This window comes from Clostridium pasteurianum, from assembly GCF_001705235.1.
GTDB lineage: Bacteria > Bacillota > Clostridia > Clostridiales > Clostridiaceae > Clostridium_S > Clostridium_S pasteurianum_A.
Genome location: NZ_MCGV01000001.1, coordinates 464,328 through 479,864 on the forward strand (window position 1 = coordinate 464,328; position 15,537 = coordinate 479,864).

Consider the following 15,537-nt stretch of genomic DNA (forward strand, 5'->3'; position numbering starts at 1 on the left):
TTATATTAAAATAGGAGTAAATTCAAAAAAGCTTGCCTTGAAATTATCACTGTTATAGGTATTCCATATTATTTGTATCTTTCACAAAATCACTTAAATTGGCTTTATTTTTTATTAAGTCCTGTAGAACCAAACCCATTAGCTCCTCTATCACTTGACGACAGTTCCTTAACTTCAGAAACTTTAACTCTAAGTACAGGCTTAACAAGCATTTGTGCAATTTTCATTGATTTTTCCACCTTAAAATCATCTTTACCTAAGTTTATTAATATAATTTTTATTTCTCCCCTGTATCCCTCATCAATTGTACCTGGAGTATTTAAAACTGTTATAGAATGTTTTAACGCCAATCCACTTCTAGGTCTTACCTGCGCTTCGGTATCAGGAGGAAGTTCTATCTGAATTCCAGTACGTATTAAAGCGCTTTCTCCAGCCTTAATAACTTTATCCTCTATTGAAAATAAATCTAATCCAGCATCACCCTCATGTGCATACTCAGGAATAATTGCTTCGCTATCTATTCTTTTAACCTTTAAATTTACCATTAATCATTTCTCCTTTTTATTTAAAACCTTTAACTTTTAATCATGTATATTTCTTTTATATTTCTTTAATATTCTAGATACTTAATTGTAACTAAAATGTTTTTTTCAGTCAAATGAAAGGCATGTACAGTCATTATCTTTTCAAAACACTAATATAAATTCAACTGCAATTTACTAAAAAATATATCAAATGCATATGATTTATTGTTTATATTTATCGTTTCTATATTGTATTCATCACTTATTAATTAAAATCATCTTCTTGACAACCTTTAAGATTCTTGCTACATTATTAAGGTATTAATTGTTTATGGTCATAATCCGCAATAATTCTACATAAAAAGGAAGTAATATAAATGCTTAAAAACTTAAAGATTTCTCAAAAATTGGTTCTTTTTAGTATTATAAGTAGTACGTTTTTAATATTAGTAGGTATTATCGGAATAATAAATATAAACATTGTAAATAAATCTACAAATACCTTATATAATAGAAACTTACTTGCCCTTGAAAAACTGTATACATTTCAAAACAACATAAATTACGGTTTAAATGATATGGAACACTTAGTAAACAGTAATTTCAAAAATGATGTATCAAATTCTCAAGATGATTTACAAAATTTATCTGTAACTAATGATTATATTTTATCTCAATACTTAAAAATATCAACACAAAATTCAAAACAAAAAAGTGACTACGCTACATTAAATGATGACTTAAAAAAATATCGTACTGTGCGTGAAAATATAGTATCCTATGTAAAAGACAGTGATTATAATAATGCTACTGATTTATATAACAGTAAATATACAGAACTTAAAAAAGCTGTAGATAGTGATTTAACTAGTCTTATACAGGATGAAATTGATTCAGCAGAGACAATGAAACACTCAAGTGATAAAACACATAATTATTCAATAATACTTCAAACAATTATAATTATATTAGGTACTATAGTACTTACTGCCATTAGCATTTTGCTTATACATGAAATAAAAAAAAGAATGAGTAAAATTGTATTATTTGCAAATGACTTAGCTGAAGGAAATCTAACACATGAAATATTAGTAGAAAACAATGATGAAATAAGTAATGTAGGACATTCTTTAAATATTGCAACAAAAAATATGAAAAACTTAATTTCACAAATAACAAATGGAATGCATGATATGGAAGATTCAACAGAACACTTAAGTGCTACAATTGAGGAAATATCTTCTTCCATGATAAATGTTAAAAACTCCACGGAAGAAATCGCATCTTCAAGTGTCAATCTAAGTTACTCTACTAAAGATGTAAATTCATCCACTGATGGCATTAATAAATTAGCTGAGGATTTAAACAATGAAGCTAAAAATAGTAAAGATACTTCTGAGGAAATAATGCAAAGAGCTTTACATCTAAAAAAAGCTAGCTCAGAATCATCAACAAATGCTGTTACTTTATGTAATGAAAAGGAACTAGAAATCAAAAAAGCTATAGAAGATACAAAAATTATAAATGAAGTAACTAAAATGGCAGAAGCTATAGACGGTATTTCTGAACAAATTAACCTTTTAGCACTTAATGCCTCCATTGAAGCAGCTAGAGCTGGCGAAGCAGGTAAAGGATTTGCTGTAGTTGCCGGCGAAGTTAAAAATTTAGCTGAGCAATCTGCTGATACAGTTAATAATATCAGAGAAAATATAGGAAAAGTAGTAACTGCAAACAAAAATTTAATAGGACATACTACTGATATTATGAAATTCATAAACAATCAGGTTAAGCCAGATTATGCCATGCTAAAATCATTAGGAGCTCAATATGAAAAAGATGCTGGATTTGTAACTAAAATATCGGATAAAATTTCTTCTTCCTCAAATACAATTACAGGAAGTATTTCTAAAGTAAATTCATCAATAGCTAAGATTTCTTCATCATCAGAAACTTCTGCTTCAAATTCAGAGGAAATACTTGCAACTATAACTGAAACGACTTCCGCACTTGAAGAAGTTGCAAGCCGAACACAGGATAGTGCTAAACTAGCAGAAGACTTACTTAATCTAGCAAACAAATTTAAAATAGAATAACAAATTGTGAAGTAATAGTATTTTGAAACATTAAATACTATTACTTCGCTTTTTTGGTAAAAGCAAGGAAGATTTTTTTCCAATCCACCTGAGCTTGCAGTCCTGGTGTTATTTCAAATTTAATAGTTGCTTTTTGTATCTCAACTTGCTTATGTTTTTTTACAAAGGCTGCTACAATACTATATTTGCCACTATATCCTCTTTTCTCAATTATAATTGCACCTTCTTCATTAGAATTTTTATACAATTATAACTTGAAAAAACAGCATATAAAAAGTGCATAAATTCCTACATTTTTATGTTGGAACTTTTATGCACTTTCACATTGGCATTTACATTTATGTCTGAAATTCTGTAGGTGCGTAGGAATTTTTTCCCTGGTTTTACTTCAAAAGCTAATTAACATTGATGAAGTAACGATTTAAAAAAATTCTAATAAATCTTGGTGAAAAAATCATAAAATACTTAGAGTTTTAATCTGTTTGAGCATATTTTAGCGAGTTATTAAAACTCTTAGTATTTTATGATTTTTTCACCTTAGATTTATAGAATTTTTTTAATGTTACAAATCAATGTTAATTAGCTTTATCTTTTTGCCAATTATAATACATTTGCTATCACTTCCGTGACCTATTTCTTCCGTTTTTACTATTGGAATATTAAACTCTTTTGTCCTTTGGAGTATTATATCCTTCAAAATATTAATATCTCCTTCTTCTTGAACCTCACTAAAAGTACCTAATATTATTCCAGATAATTTATCAAAATATCCAAGCATAAAAAGCTGTTCTATTAAAGAACTTATGTTAGCTAAATTTCCACTTAAAGCTTCAAGAAGAAGAATCTTATTTTCTGGTTCTGGAAAATACTCTGTACCAGCAAGCTTTAAAAAGCATCTTATATTACCACCTATCACCGTTCCACTAATTTCTTTTCCTCTAAGCCACTCACATTTAAAATCAAAAATATCACTGCATCCATCCATAAATGATTTTTTGAATCTTTTTTCTTGAAGTTCAGCCTTATCTCTTCCTAAATTGTATATAGCATAATGATAACTTTCTATACCAGTTTTCTCATATATACTGTTTAAAATAACTGTCAAATCACTCATTCCAAAATAAGGCTTAGGATTATTTTTTATAGTCCCAAAGTCGAGATAACTTATAATTTGGTTTGCAGAATTTCCACCTGAAATATCAAAAATTGCCTTTATACTATGATCACAGAAAAGCCTAGTAAGTTCTTCTGCTCTCTCTTCTCCTGTACCTGAAAAGAAAGAATTTTTTCTAAACAAGCATTTTGAAACCTCAACCTCAATATTCATTGATTCTAAACTATGTAACACTTTATGAACTAGTTTTAAATTCTCTCTTTTTACACCATCAGAACAACTTATAAGTGCAACCTTATCACCTTTATTTAACTTAAGATCATTCATTTCAATCACCATTTTTCCATGTGAATCATATCCTCTATCTTTTTTCTTGGACGCATATTAGGGTTTTCAGCACCATAACCCAAGACTATAACTGAAAGAACATATTTATCCTCAGGAATATCCAGTACAGGACGTATCTCACTTTGAGTAAACCATGCAACCCAGCAGGTATCAAGACCAAGGTTCTTAGCTTCAAGTACTATGTGTTCAGCTGCAATTGCAGTATCACGTATAACCTGTTTTAGCTCTTCTTCTTTGCTATTTTCATCTACACATATGTCTACATTTTCATCAATTCTTGAGCGCACATCACCTACACAAACTATGAACACTGGTGCAGAAAGCATCCATTTTTGTTTATGACATGCCTTAGCTACCTTTTCTCTATTTTCTTTTGACTTCACTACAATAAAGTGCCATGGCTGTGTATTACTTCCTGATGGCGCACATCTTGCACTTTGGAGGATCTGAGTTATTTTTTCCTCATCAACATCCTTATCAAGATACTTTCTTACACTTCTTCTTTCTTCAATTTCCTTAAGCATATTTATATGTTAGTAAGAATCTTACTGCCTCTATTCCTACTAAAATTCACTTCCTCTCCTTTTTATGTAATTATAGCTTTTTTATCATTTAATTCCAAGCTTAAAGCTTCCAACAAAATTTTTATATTCAGCCGACAGTATATACTCTCCTGCTTTCTTAATTTTTATTTCCTTAGTTCCACTTTTATTAGTTTCAAATTTTTCTATTATTTCACCATTGGAATCTATAAGTTTAAGCCTAAGAGTCCCCTTTTTTACTGAAGATTCATAATCAACTTTTACTTTATTACTTTTAGACAATTTAACAGTTAAAACCTGGTTATTACTCTTTGGACTAAATATAATACTGTTTTTTAAACATGCAGAGTAACAACCGCTCATAAAAATTGCAATGCAAATTGTTAGAACCATTACTAATATTTTTTTATTTTTTTTCATTACTACTCCCCCCAAATACACTATCTAAGACTGTCACATTAATCATTAATAATTAGTAATTGATAGTTTTAAAACAATGCCAAGCAACTTAATTCTTAATTGATTTTTTCGATTTACTTGGCACTATTTTTATTTAATGCAACCACCTTTTATATATTAATTTTTTACTTTACACATCTATCTGCTCTTTTTAATAATCTCGCTTTTATCATTTGCTTTAAACGATTTCACAACCTCATTCGGATCATTGTGATCACAATCACGATCTTTATAACTAGGTAAATCATTGGACTCTTTCCACAATTCATCAAGCTGATTTTTAGGAAGATAATAATATTTTCCCCTAGAATCTATTACTCCAAAAGAATTTACATTTTCATAATCCAGCCACTCTTTTTGTATTTTTATTTCAATACTGCTAAATTCCTCTACAACTTCTGGAAGTTCCTCTGGTGTAACTCTTACTTCATAGCAGACCCCATTTTCCAGCTCTACCTCCATAAATATATGACTTACCTCAAAATTCTTTTCCCCATTATTTGTAACCCTTACATTTAAAAGCATTTCATGCCTTATGTCAAAATTATCAATAACTACTGTGCCCTTAATATTTTCCCTGTCACCTACTTTGTTATAAATAATATTAGCATGCAGCAAAATACTAAGTTTATCTTTCCTTTTATTTATTAATTTAACGCCCAAAAATACAACTGCAATAGCAGCTAAAATGATTAAAATATAGCTCATAGCAACTCCCCTATTTAATTTTTATATTAGTTAACATAAAACCCCATGGATATACCGCTATAAAATTTTCCTTCTGATAAAAATTCACGCTTTAATATTCCCTCCTCTACAAAGCCTATTTTTTTATACAACTTTATTGCGCGAACATTATCCTCTCTAACCATGAGATTTATTTTCTTAATTATTCCCGTATGCTTGCTCCATTTTATTAAATATTCAATCAATTCATTTCCTATTTTATTTCCCCAATAAGCTTTAAGTACACTTACTCCAAATTCACCAACATGTCTAACTTTTGAGTTTTTTCCTGCTGAAAAGTTTAGGTTTCCCACTATTTTACCGTTGACCTCAGCCACAAGAAAAAGTGAATTTTCATTTTTGTTTGAATTATCAATAAAATTTTCTTCATCTGATACATTTACATTAAGTTCATTTTTACCAAATGTCAAAAAATCAGATTCTCCACCAATCTCTTTTAAATATTCTACCATTTTAGAAGCATCTTCCTTATTTCCTTTTCTTATCACTACTTTATCGTTCATTATATTTACCTCTTCCTTCAATTTTGGTTTATATTACTATATTATGGTTATACTTATATGTCTATATTAATTTATTTTGTAAACTTAGTCAAACTCCATTAACGCTTTACATCTTTAAATGCACCCTGTATTGCACTTATCATATCTATTTACTTCGAGATACATTATTTACAAAATATGTAAATAGTATTATAATTATAACTAACAAAATACATTAGCAATAAGGAGAATTTGTATGAAGAGTTATAAGATACTGTCAGTAGGTGACAAGCTTAAAAATTTAAGAGAAAAATACAATTTAAGACAAGAAGACTTAGCTGGAGATGAAATAACTAGAAATCTTATAAGCCAAATTGAACATAATAAAGCTAAACTAACAAAAAATGCAGCAACTGTAATAATTAAAAACCTAATTGCAATTTGCAAAGAGCACAAATTTGACCTTAATGAATGTGTAAACTATCTAATGGAAGATGAGAAAGGTCAAGCCAGTAAAATACTTGATACGTATATAAAGGAACTTAAGGATTTAAGTATATATAAGGATAATACATTCTGTAATAAATTAAATGAAGTAGAAGAATTCCTAGCAAATTGGGATTTTAAAGATAAAAAAATAGCCATTTTCGAATTGGCGGGAGATTATTTTTGCAATATCAACGACTTTTATAATAGTTCTATATACTATGAAAAAGTTAAAGCATTAATTGACATGAATAATTCTAATGAAAACATCATATCTATTTTAAGGAAATTATCCATGGTCTATTTTTACATGGGCAAATATGAAGCTGATATAAAATGCTGCGAATTTGCAATAAACAAAATCACTAACATGAATAATGAATATTATTATATTTTTGTATTTAACAGTGCTTTATGTTACATAGAACTTAAGGAATACAAAAAAGCCTTGAATCGACTATCAGCAATAGAAGAAACAATAAAGAAGGTAAACATGGATAAATATTATGAAGTATTAATGTCAAAAGCTATTTGCTTTCAAGAACTTAAGGAATATAGAAAAAGTCTAGGTATATATGATATATTATCAGAATATATTGATAAAGATAATTATGAAAAACAAATTTTAATATTAGTTAATACATCAGAAATTTACATAGAGCTTTCTAAATATGATTTAGTAGAAAAAAATTTAAATATTATAATGGATAATATAGGTAAACTTAATAATGATAATAACGAATTATCCAGGTTGTATTTTGAAATGAGTAAAATATACAAGAGTTTAAATAATTTAAAAAAGGCAGAAGATTATTGTTCAAAATCTTTAAATTATGCAAAAAAAACTAATAATTATCATATGTTAAATAATATTTTCATACAATTAATTGATATATATACTTTAACCAAAAATAATAAGGCAATGACAAATATTAAAAATGAATTCTTTATGCTTACAGGCAAAGAAAACAAACTAGATACTGCCATTATGTATAAACTAATAGGTTTTTATTTAAATACAGAAGATATTCAATCTCTTAAAGAAATATATGCTTTCACTGAAAAATTTGTATGATGAAGGAAGTGATAATCATGTTTTCTAAAAAACAAAAAATAGTATTTTCACTGCTTGTTTTTAGTGTGTTATTTTTAAGCTTAGCATTTTCTAACTTTCAAACTTTAGCTCACTATCCAGTTTGGCCTTGGTGATTTTCACCACATAAATGGCTTTTTATGTATTAGCTACTTAGTGACAACGTTTTCCAGAAGCTTTTTATAGCATTACCTTCTTATTTAAAAGTCCAGCTAACATTTTATATGCTGCCTGGACTTTTAAATATTCATTTCTCACTAACAGGAAATCCTACCCCAAAGGCAGTCCCTAATGATAAGCAAACCGCATTTGAATAATTTGAAAAAGCAGCAGCCATGGCAGTACCATCATGCACTAAAGTTACCTTAAACATTTTTCCGAGGCTTTGATATAATACATAAGATAAATATTCTTCATAGTTATCTGATATTAATCTTAACTTACCGTATCCTCCCCTATTAGCAAATAATCCATTTTTAACATAGTTAGCTATACTTATTACTATATCATTTCCCATATTAGAAGCTCCACCTTTTACTCCTCTTATAGTAGCTATAATCACACTTAAAATATAACTATTTAGAGCCTCTGCTTCACTTTTTTCTTTTTTAATATATTGAAAATTCCACCCTGTATGCTTGGATAAAACCTTATCTAATTTTATGACATTTTTAATTCCCTTTTCATCTATCCAAATTAGGCCTCTCTTAATAAAAGTTTGTCCGCAGTCAAAAATGAGGTATGACTTTCTTTTTTCAGGATTCTTAATATACGTTAAGCATCCTCTTATTCCAGCATTTGCAGAATCTTCACTTAGTATAATATTATAGCAGTTTTCATTTAACTTTTTAAAAACTTCCTCTACATAATATTTTAATCTTTTTCCTAATTCTGAGCTTGAAAGTCCTCCAACTAGAATAACATTTTTTAAGCTGTTCCAGTATTCCCAATGGGTATCATTCCAATCTTTTCTGCTAATTCTGTTTACTCTTTCACCCTTTTTTAAAGTTAATAATATAACTGCTAACCTTTCACCAAATAATTTTACAATACTATTAGCAGTTTTTTTAACAGAAATATCATCACTTTTGAGGCATTTATTTAGGTATTGCGGCAGAACCTTTTCTTGAATATCATTTATATCTATTTTCAATTCATTACTATTTTTCTTAATCTCCCTTATAAACAGTTCTGTGGAAAATATATCTACTGTTCTCTTACCTTCAAGCTTTTGTGTGATTTTATCAGTTGGCATTTTCTGTATTATAAGTTTATTTATAGATGCATTTGAAGATAAAAACCCCTTTTCAATAAATGGATTATCCATATTTCTCCCCACCTCAATATTATTACAAACAAAACCTTCAAACTACCCCAATTATAGTCTATGACCTAATTTCAAAAAAATTCACATAAGAACTCAATAAAGTCTTTACCTTACAAATAAAATGATTCTTAAATTATTATTTACCTGTTATTTTTGCTATGTTTTAATATTTTAGAAGCGGGACCCTGTACAATAACAGGTTTTTTAGCAGGATCTAACCATCTCATTACAGACAGTAAAGTTTCTTCATCAGTAGCTGTACAACCTGCTGTTCCACTTATAGAATTTCTCCACAAATGAAAAAAGATAGCACTGCCTTTTCCCTTTATTATAGGGTGCGTGTTATAATTTATCACCATTGCGTAATCATATGCAGAATCAGTTCTCAGTAGATTCTCAGCAGAATTCCATCTACCATTACTAGGTCCCTCTTGCCAGGTATTGTAGTACTCAGAATTAGGGTCATCTACCCAATAGTCATTACTTGTAACTTTTCTGTAATGTACCTTTAAACCGGGATTATCATATTTTCCAAAACCCAGCCTCAAAGTGAACTTACCTACAGGCGATTTGCCATCACCTTCAACTTTGTTTACTGCAAATCCGTTTACACCTATAACAGCTGCCGTTGGACTTAATACCTGTTTCCAAATGCCATATGTTTTTTCAAAAGTCTGAATTTTGGCAATACAAGTATTAAAAGACTCCGTGGTAACTAATACTACCTGACGTGAATTTCCTAAATTCCTTAAATGAGTTACTGGCAGCGTATCTGAATATGCAAATAATTTTGTGGGTATCATAATTATAGCTAGTACAAAAGTTGATATTAAAACAAAAATGGTTTTAAACTTTTTCATAACATCACTCCTTACATTATTGGTTAATTATGTATTTAAGCTAATTATATTACAATATACATTTTCTTTCAATTAAATTATCATAATAATCGGCATAAAGCTGATACTTAGTTATATTTGCGTCAATTTATTTAGCAAATGTTCAAATTAGTGCTTTAAAAAGCTAAAAATGATTTTTTAAAACTATAGTTTTCAGTCTCTTAATCTTATAAATTGTTTCCCGCTGGAAATAAAAATCTTAAATAAAAAAATTCTCAATTTTCCAGTACTTATAAGAAAATTGAGAAACAAATAAAATTTATAATTTAATCCAATATCTTTGAGTTATTCCTTCATCATGAGGCAACTCATTTTCTAATATTCCTCCGCAGGATTTTATGGTCTTTTGTGAAGCAATATTATTAGAGTCGCAGGTAATTAAAACTTTCATAATTTTGAGCTTTCTGCATCTTTCCAGTGCCATTTTTAACATCTGTTTAGCATAACCTTTTCTACGTTCAGATTTTTTTACACTATATCCAATGTGCCCTCCATAATTATATAAATAGTCATTTAGTGTATGTCTAATATTTATCATACCAACTAATTTATTGTCTTCTTCCCTGACTAATAAAAACACATCCGCAGTTACTTCAGTATGCTTTGTATCCTCATTCTCGTTGTCTAGTACAAATTTCATCCATTCTTCATAATCATCGTACTCTGATAAATATGATGTACCAGCTAAATCATCACCATTTTTTATAAATTCATTTTTGTATTCTAAAACTTGATTTTTATACTCTATAGATGGTCTTAATAATTTCATAATGTTCCTCCTTAATTTTTTATCAAATTATCATAATAACGCTGCACTAATTCAAACTTGCTCCAAATGCTTTTTAAAAAAGTCCAGTGTTTCAGCTATTATCTCACGGCTTCTGTCATTATCATCAAATAAATCAAATGCATGATTACCTGTAGGATGATTATAAACATCAACAGTAAGATTATTTATAAGTGCCTTCATTATAAATTCATCAAGCGGTTCATTAATTGCCGAACTATCTAGTCCTGCTCTGGCAATAAACAAAGGTGGAATCTTATATGATTCACTTTTTATTAGGTTTACAGGTGAATATTCCCTTATTTCTGAATCCTTTAGATTAATACTAGTTGAAATTAATTCACCTATGCGCTTAAAATCAGTTAATCCATAATAAACCGCTGCACACCGTATATAATCAGAACAATTATTCATTGCTGCATATAAACCAAATGGAGCACCTCCGGAAAAACACCAAATGCCAATTCTATCTTTATCTATACTTAATTTGTCAGCATTTTCTATAAGATACTTAAGAATATTATTTATATCGCTATTAACTTCTTCTATAGTAAATCCATCTGATAAAACCTTATGGTTAAATGTTACCGCCCTTAACCCTACTGAAGCTACCAACTTCGCCAGTGAAGTATACTGACCTGATTCTTTAAAATTTACATCTTTAGCTTCCCCATGAACCAATACTACAACAGGTGATTTACCTTTTGAATTTTTACTAGAATACAAATCTATAAAAGTCTTTTTATTTTCACAAATCCAACACTCTATGTTTCTTGATATATTAATCATTTCCATACTATTGAGCTTATAAACTACTTCTTTTCTTAGAATCTCTTCTCTCGTTAACATTTTAATTACTCCTTGAAATTTAAAATACATTTTATAATTATACTTCATCAAATTTCACAAACCTTATAAAGTATTTTGAACTGAAATTCCAACATTATACGGAAATTTTTTTACTTATACTGCTAAAAAGAACCTATTGCCTTGCCTTTAAATGCTGAAGTTGTATTCCTATATGCCCTATACCAATTATAATAGAAGATAAAATAAGCCAAATAACTTTACCATAAATACCAACTAATAAAAAAGCTATAACTGGCAGAGTCGCACCAGGTACGGGAATGCCACAAATACTGCGATAAAAATTTTTTTCTGTATGCTCACCGTTAAAATATCTAATCCAATAAATCTCATAAAGAAGCATAAGCAAAAATGATGCTATTAACCACAAACTCCATACTGAAACTGTCCCAATGTTATAATCTTTAAAAAGTAGTATACTACACGTGCAGCATACTTGTCCAACACGTTCAAACAACAATAATACTTTATTTTCTACTGTAAGGTCATAATCTTTTGGTTGATTCTTACTCCAAATTATATTAGGAATAAATAGCATCAGCAAATATATGAGTCCTACATATGAAAATCCAAAATGCCCCAACATAATACTTCCTCCTAAAAAATGAATATTTTACTTTTTACTACATAATACATAATATATAAATGTATAACTTATATAGGAGAATTAATATGATATATTTTTGCCCTGTGCACAACAAATTTTTTAAAAGTTCTATGAATAATAATTACAGAAGCATTCTGCGTCAAGAACAGAACCTAACCATCATAGATAAATGGAATGAGGTCCCTGTTCCCCCTGCACCTACCTTAACAAGTGTAAAGATTGACCCTAAAACCACTGCACTTTTAATATTAGATATGGAAAATACTATATGTAAAAGTTCTAATTGCAAAACTACCGTAAATAACATTCAAAATTTATTAAATACAGCTCGCAAAAATAACATGCTAATCATCTACAGCCTCACACCCGGTGGAAACCCTTCAGAAATTTTTGAACCTTTAGCACCTCAATCAGATGAGCTCATTGTACAATCAAATGTAGATAAATTCTACAATACAAATTTAAGCCAAACACTGCGTGAGAAAGGAATTAAAACTGTTATAGTTACGGGTTATTCTGCCAATGGTGCAGTTTTAGATACAGCTACAAGTGCTGCTTTTCGTGGTTACAATATAATTGTTCCAGTTGATTCAATATCTGCGGATAATCCCTATGCAGAGCAATATACTGCTTGGCATATGCTTAATAGTCCTGGAACTAGAAATAAGTCAGTATTATCAAAGGTAGACTTAATATCAATTCAATAATATATAAAAAAGCTCAACTAATAAGTTATGCATAAAGAGCAATTCCTTTAAAATTGATATTTTTAAAACAGTATAACTTATTAGTGCTTCTCTATTATTTATACACCACTTCAAATTCCTCAAACACTACAAGCATATCTTCTGAAAATTCTATACCTTTTTCCTCTAATTCCTTTGTAAAAAAATGAATATGTTCTTTTCTCCAGTATTCTAAAGACTTGTCTCCTTCGCCTTCTATTTCTGCAAGTTCCTGATTTACATTCTCAAAAGGCAGTACAGTTACTTTTTTAGTTCTTATAATAGAAGTAGCTATTCCATTCCAATCCGTAATTATGCTGTGCTCCCCTTCTTTGGGCAGTTCTTCATTCTCCACTTTATACCAGTAATAAAGACTGCTGGTTCCTCGCTTAACTCCACTTTTAACGAGCTCTGCTAAATCATTAGCACTTTTTTCATTATCGCAAAAATACCATGATGTATAACTTTTATTGGTGTTATCAACATCTTCTCCTATGGATTTTAAGTACTCCTGCCACATTTTTTTTACTGATTCATGCTCCATATTTTAATCCCCCTATATCCTAATCAATATATCATTTATATCTTCACTTACTTTCATTCTTTCACTATAAACCCATTCCACATCAAAATCCAAATTAAATATTTTAGAAAATGAATAATACATATTTATCTTTTGATAGTATATTTCTAAATCATCTAAATTCCCCTTAAAACACTGGGGCTTAAATAAACTATCTTGCTTATTAATAAATAATTCATCAACATACCCTAAAAATGTATCCATCAATTCTTCACTTGATACATCGAAAGGAACCTTTAACAAATCCCACTCTACCTCTTCCTTTAATTTGTATCTTTTTATTCTATCTAAAATCAAAATGTAATCACTTATATCCATTTTAGTATAATAATCCAGTTTTTCTTCCCTGGTACTCCATAAGGCTAGCTTTTCTCTGAGAGGAAGCTCTTTTATTCTAAGTATGGCATCAGATGGACCTATAACAGCTTTTTCTATTTCTTTATCCTCTTCTTCTAATTTGGATTTAAGAAAATCTTGAGTATCTCCTGCACCTGCCACATAGCCTACATCGTAAATTCCCTTTCTTCCTGCACGCCCACTTATTTGCTTTACCTCCTGAGATGTCAGCTCACGTATTTCCTCACCATCAAACTTTTTTATGTTCATGAAGATTATCCTTCTAATAGGTAAATTAACTCCCATCCCTATGGCATCAGTAGTTACCAAAACCTTTGTTTCTTTATTTATAAACTGCTGGTACTGCGCTTTTCTAACTTCAGGTGGCAAATCTCCATATATTATGCTGGCTTTAACACCTTTACTTGAATACTGCTGTGCTATGCTGAGTACTCTCTTTTTAGAAAATACCACAACGGCATCTCCAGCTTTAATATCCTTGTAGTTAAAGCTCTTACTTTCAACTTCCAGCGGAATACTTCTTTTGTACTCCTTTATTTCATAATCATCGCCGCACTCTTTTAAAATCTTCTCAAGTATACTTTTTGCATTCGCTGCCCCGCATATATGGATTTCATCACACTTTAATCCTAGAACTGCTCTACTCCATGCCATTCCTCTAAACTCATCGCTAATCATTTGAATTTCATCAATAACAGCTATATCGTAATGATCTTTTAAATTAACCTTTTCTATGGTACAAGAAACATGCGTAGAACCCGGCTTCAATATCTCCTCCTCGCCAGTTAATAAATCACAGGCTATACCTTCATTATTTAATTTTTCAAAATTTTCTAATGCAAGAATCCTTAGTGGCGATAAATATACACCATGTTTTGCCTTTTTAAGACGTTCCACAGCATTATAGGTTTTTCCTGTATTGGTGTCACCTAGATGAATGTAAAACTTTCTGTGCATTCTCCTAGTTTCAAGATATTCATCTTTAGGGCTGTCTGGAAACTTCTCTTCAAATTCCTTTGCAATAAGCTTTGGTATATGGTATTTAGTAAGCACTGTCAAAAATCCTGAATTTAAAAAGACATTATAATTTCCCCTCAAAACTTCATAGAAATTAAAATCCGTTCCATTTTTCTTATTATAATGGTCCAGCATCCTTTTAGATGTTTCCTCTAACAATTCAATATAACTATCATATGTATCTTTATAATCCTTAAAGCCTTCATTTTCCATATCCTTTAGCTGTCGTATTTTCTTCCTTATAGCTGTCTCCTGATCTATGAGTGCTCCAGGCTTTGAATGATATACAATCTCTTCAATGTGATTAATTTGGCTCTTTAATTTTTTAAAATCCCTTTGCTTACCACTTTTTTTCATATATTTCCTCCATATACATTTCCATAATTTATACTTTAATTATATAACTATATAGACTTTAAAGTAAATCATACATTAAAATTGAACTACCACTAATATTAATAATTAGCAATTTAAAAACAG

The 15,537-nt window shown here is 29.5% G+C and carries 17 protein-coding genes; 3 read left to right on the forward strand and 14 right to left on the reverse strand.

The window, feature by feature from the left end:
• Positions 1 to 104: 104 nt before the first annotated feature.
• Positions 105 to 545 (reverse strand): dUTP diphosphatase, encoded by a 441-nt coding sequence (dut, locus tag BEE63_RS02125; RefSeq protein ID WP_066019816.1) that lies wholly within the window; start codon positions 543 to 545, stop codon positions 105 to 107.
• A gap of 356 nt (positions 546 to 901) precedes the next feature.
• Here dut and BEE63_RS02130 point away from each other — a divergent pair, with 356 nt between their 5' ends.
• Positions 902 to 2,617, forward strand: a complete 1,716-nt coding sequence (locus tag BEE63_RS02130; protein WP_066019817.1) for a methyl-accepting chemotaxis protein — start codon at positions 902 to 904, stop codon at positions 2,615 to 2,617.
• A gap of 40 nt (positions 2,618 to 2,657) precedes the next feature.
• Here BEE63_RS02130 and BEE63_RS02135 read toward each other — a convergent pair whose 3' ends face one another.
• From BEE63_RS02135 to BEE63_RS02160, 6 genes are all read right to left on the reverse strand, one after another.
• Entirely contained in the window at positions 2,658 to 2,864 is a 207-nt protein-coding gene (locus BEE63_RS02135; protein WP_066019818.1) for a hypothetical protein, read from the reverse strand.
• 315 nt (positions 2,865 to 3,179) lie between these two features.
• Positions 3,180 to 4,058 carry a S66 peptidase family protein gene (locus BEE63_RS02140; RefSeq protein ID WP_066019819.1) on the reverse strand — a complete coding sequence of 293 codons (879 nt, stop codon included), beginning with the start codon at positions 4,056 to 4,058 and terminating at the stop codon, positions 3,180 to 3,182.
• 5 nt (positions 4,059 to 4,063) lie between these two features.
• On the reverse strand, positions 4,064 to 4,603 hold the full coding sequence (locus tag BEE63_RS02145) for a nitroreductase family protein (RefSeq protein ID WP_066019820.1): 540 nt from the start codon (positions 4,601 to 4,603) through the stop codon (positions 4,064 to 4,066).
• 84 nt (positions 4,604 to 4,687) lie between these two features.
• A complete protein-coding gene (locus tag BEE63_RS02150) occupies positions 4,688 to 5,041 on the reverse strand; it encodes a hypothetical protein (protein WP_066019821.1) in 354 nt (117 codons plus the stop codon).
• Positions 5,042 to 5,218: 177 nt separating this feature from the next.
• A complete protein-coding gene (locus tag BEE63_RS02155; RefSeq protein ID WP_066019822.1) occupies positions 5,219 to 5,788 on the reverse strand; it encodes a hypothetical protein in 570 nt (189 codons plus the stop codon).
• A 26-nt stretch (positions 5,789 to 5,814) separates the two neighbouring features.
• A complete protein-coding gene (locus BEE63_RS02160) occupies positions 5,815 to 6,330 on the reverse strand; it encodes a GNAT family N-acetyltransferase (protein ID WP_066019823.1) in 516 nt (171 codons plus the stop codon).
• Positions 6,331 to 6,565: 235 nt separating this feature from the next.
• Here BEE63_RS02160 and BEE63_RS02165 point away from each other — a divergent pair, with 235 nt between their 5' ends.
• Positions 6,566 to 7,870 carry a helix-turn-helix domain-containing protein gene (locus tag BEE63_RS02165; RefSeq protein WP_066019824.1) on the forward strand — a complete coding sequence of 435 codons (1,305 nt, stop codon included), beginning with the start codon at positions 6,566 to 6,568 and terminating at the stop codon, positions 7,868 to 7,870.
• A gap of 265 nt (positions 7,871 to 8,135) precedes the next feature.
• On the opposite strand, the gene BEE63_RS02170 is transcribed toward BEE63_RS02165, so the two are convergent.
• From BEE63_RS02170 to BEE63_RS02190, 5 genes are all read right to left on the reverse strand, one after another.
• The gene (locus BEE63_RS02170) at positions 8,136 to 9,215 is read right to left on the reverse strand and encodes a hypothetical protein (RefSeq protein ID WP_066019825.1); all 1,080 of its coding nucleotides are present in this window, start codon (positions 9,213 to 9,215) and stop codon (positions 8,136 to 8,138) included.
• 140 nt (positions 9,216 to 9,355) lie between these two features.
• Entirely contained in the window at positions 9,356 to 10,075 is a 720-nt protein-coding gene (locus tag BEE63_RS02175) for a L,D-transpeptidase family protein (protein WP_100369857.1), read from the reverse strand.
• A 298-nt stretch (positions 10,076 to 10,373) separates the two neighbouring features.
• Positions 10,374 to 10,883 (reverse strand): GNAT family N-acetyltransferase, encoded by a 510-nt coding sequence (locus tag BEE63_RS02180; protein WP_066019826.1) that lies wholly within the window; start codon positions 10,881 to 10,883, stop codon positions 10,374 to 10,376.
• Between the two features lie 51 nt (positions 10,884 to 10,934).
• Positions 10,935 to 11,750 (reverse strand): dienelactone hydrolase family protein, encoded by an 816-nt coding sequence (locus BEE63_RS02185; RefSeq protein WP_066019827.1) that lies wholly within the window; start codon positions 11,748 to 11,750, stop codon positions 10,935 to 10,937.
• Between the two features lie 133 nt (positions 11,751 to 11,883).
• Positions 11,884 to 12,354, reverse strand: coding sequence for a hypothetical protein (locus tag BEE63_RS02190; RefSeq protein WP_175400820.1), 471 nt, complete (start codon positions 12,352 to 12,354; stop codon positions 11,884 to 11,886).
• 86 nt (positions 12,355 to 12,440) lie between these two features.
• Here BEE63_RS02190 and BEE63_RS02195 point away from each other — a divergent pair, with 86 nt between their 5' ends.
• Positions 12,441 to 13,082 (forward strand): cysteine hydrolase, encoded by a 642-nt coding sequence (locus tag BEE63_RS02195; RefSeq protein WP_066019828.1) that lies wholly within the window; start codon positions 12,441 to 12,443, stop codon positions 13,080 to 13,082.
• Positions 13,083 to 13,176: 94 nt separating this feature from the next.
• Here BEE63_RS02195 and BEE63_RS02200 read toward each other — a convergent pair whose 3' ends face one another.
• On the reverse strand, positions 13,177 to 13,644 hold the full coding sequence (locus BEE63_RS02200) for an ASCH domain-containing protein (protein WP_066019829.1): 468 nt from the start codon (positions 13,642 to 13,644) through the stop codon (positions 13,177 to 13,179).
• Positions 13,645 to 13,656: 12 nt separating this feature from the next.
• Positions 13,657 to 15,414, reverse strand: a complete 1,758-nt coding sequence (locus BEE63_RS02205; RefSeq protein WP_066019830.1) for an SUV3 family DEAD/DEAH box RNA helicase — start codon at positions 15,412 to 15,414, stop codon at positions 13,657 to 13,659.
• Positions 15,415 to 15,537 lie beyond the last annotated feature (123 nt).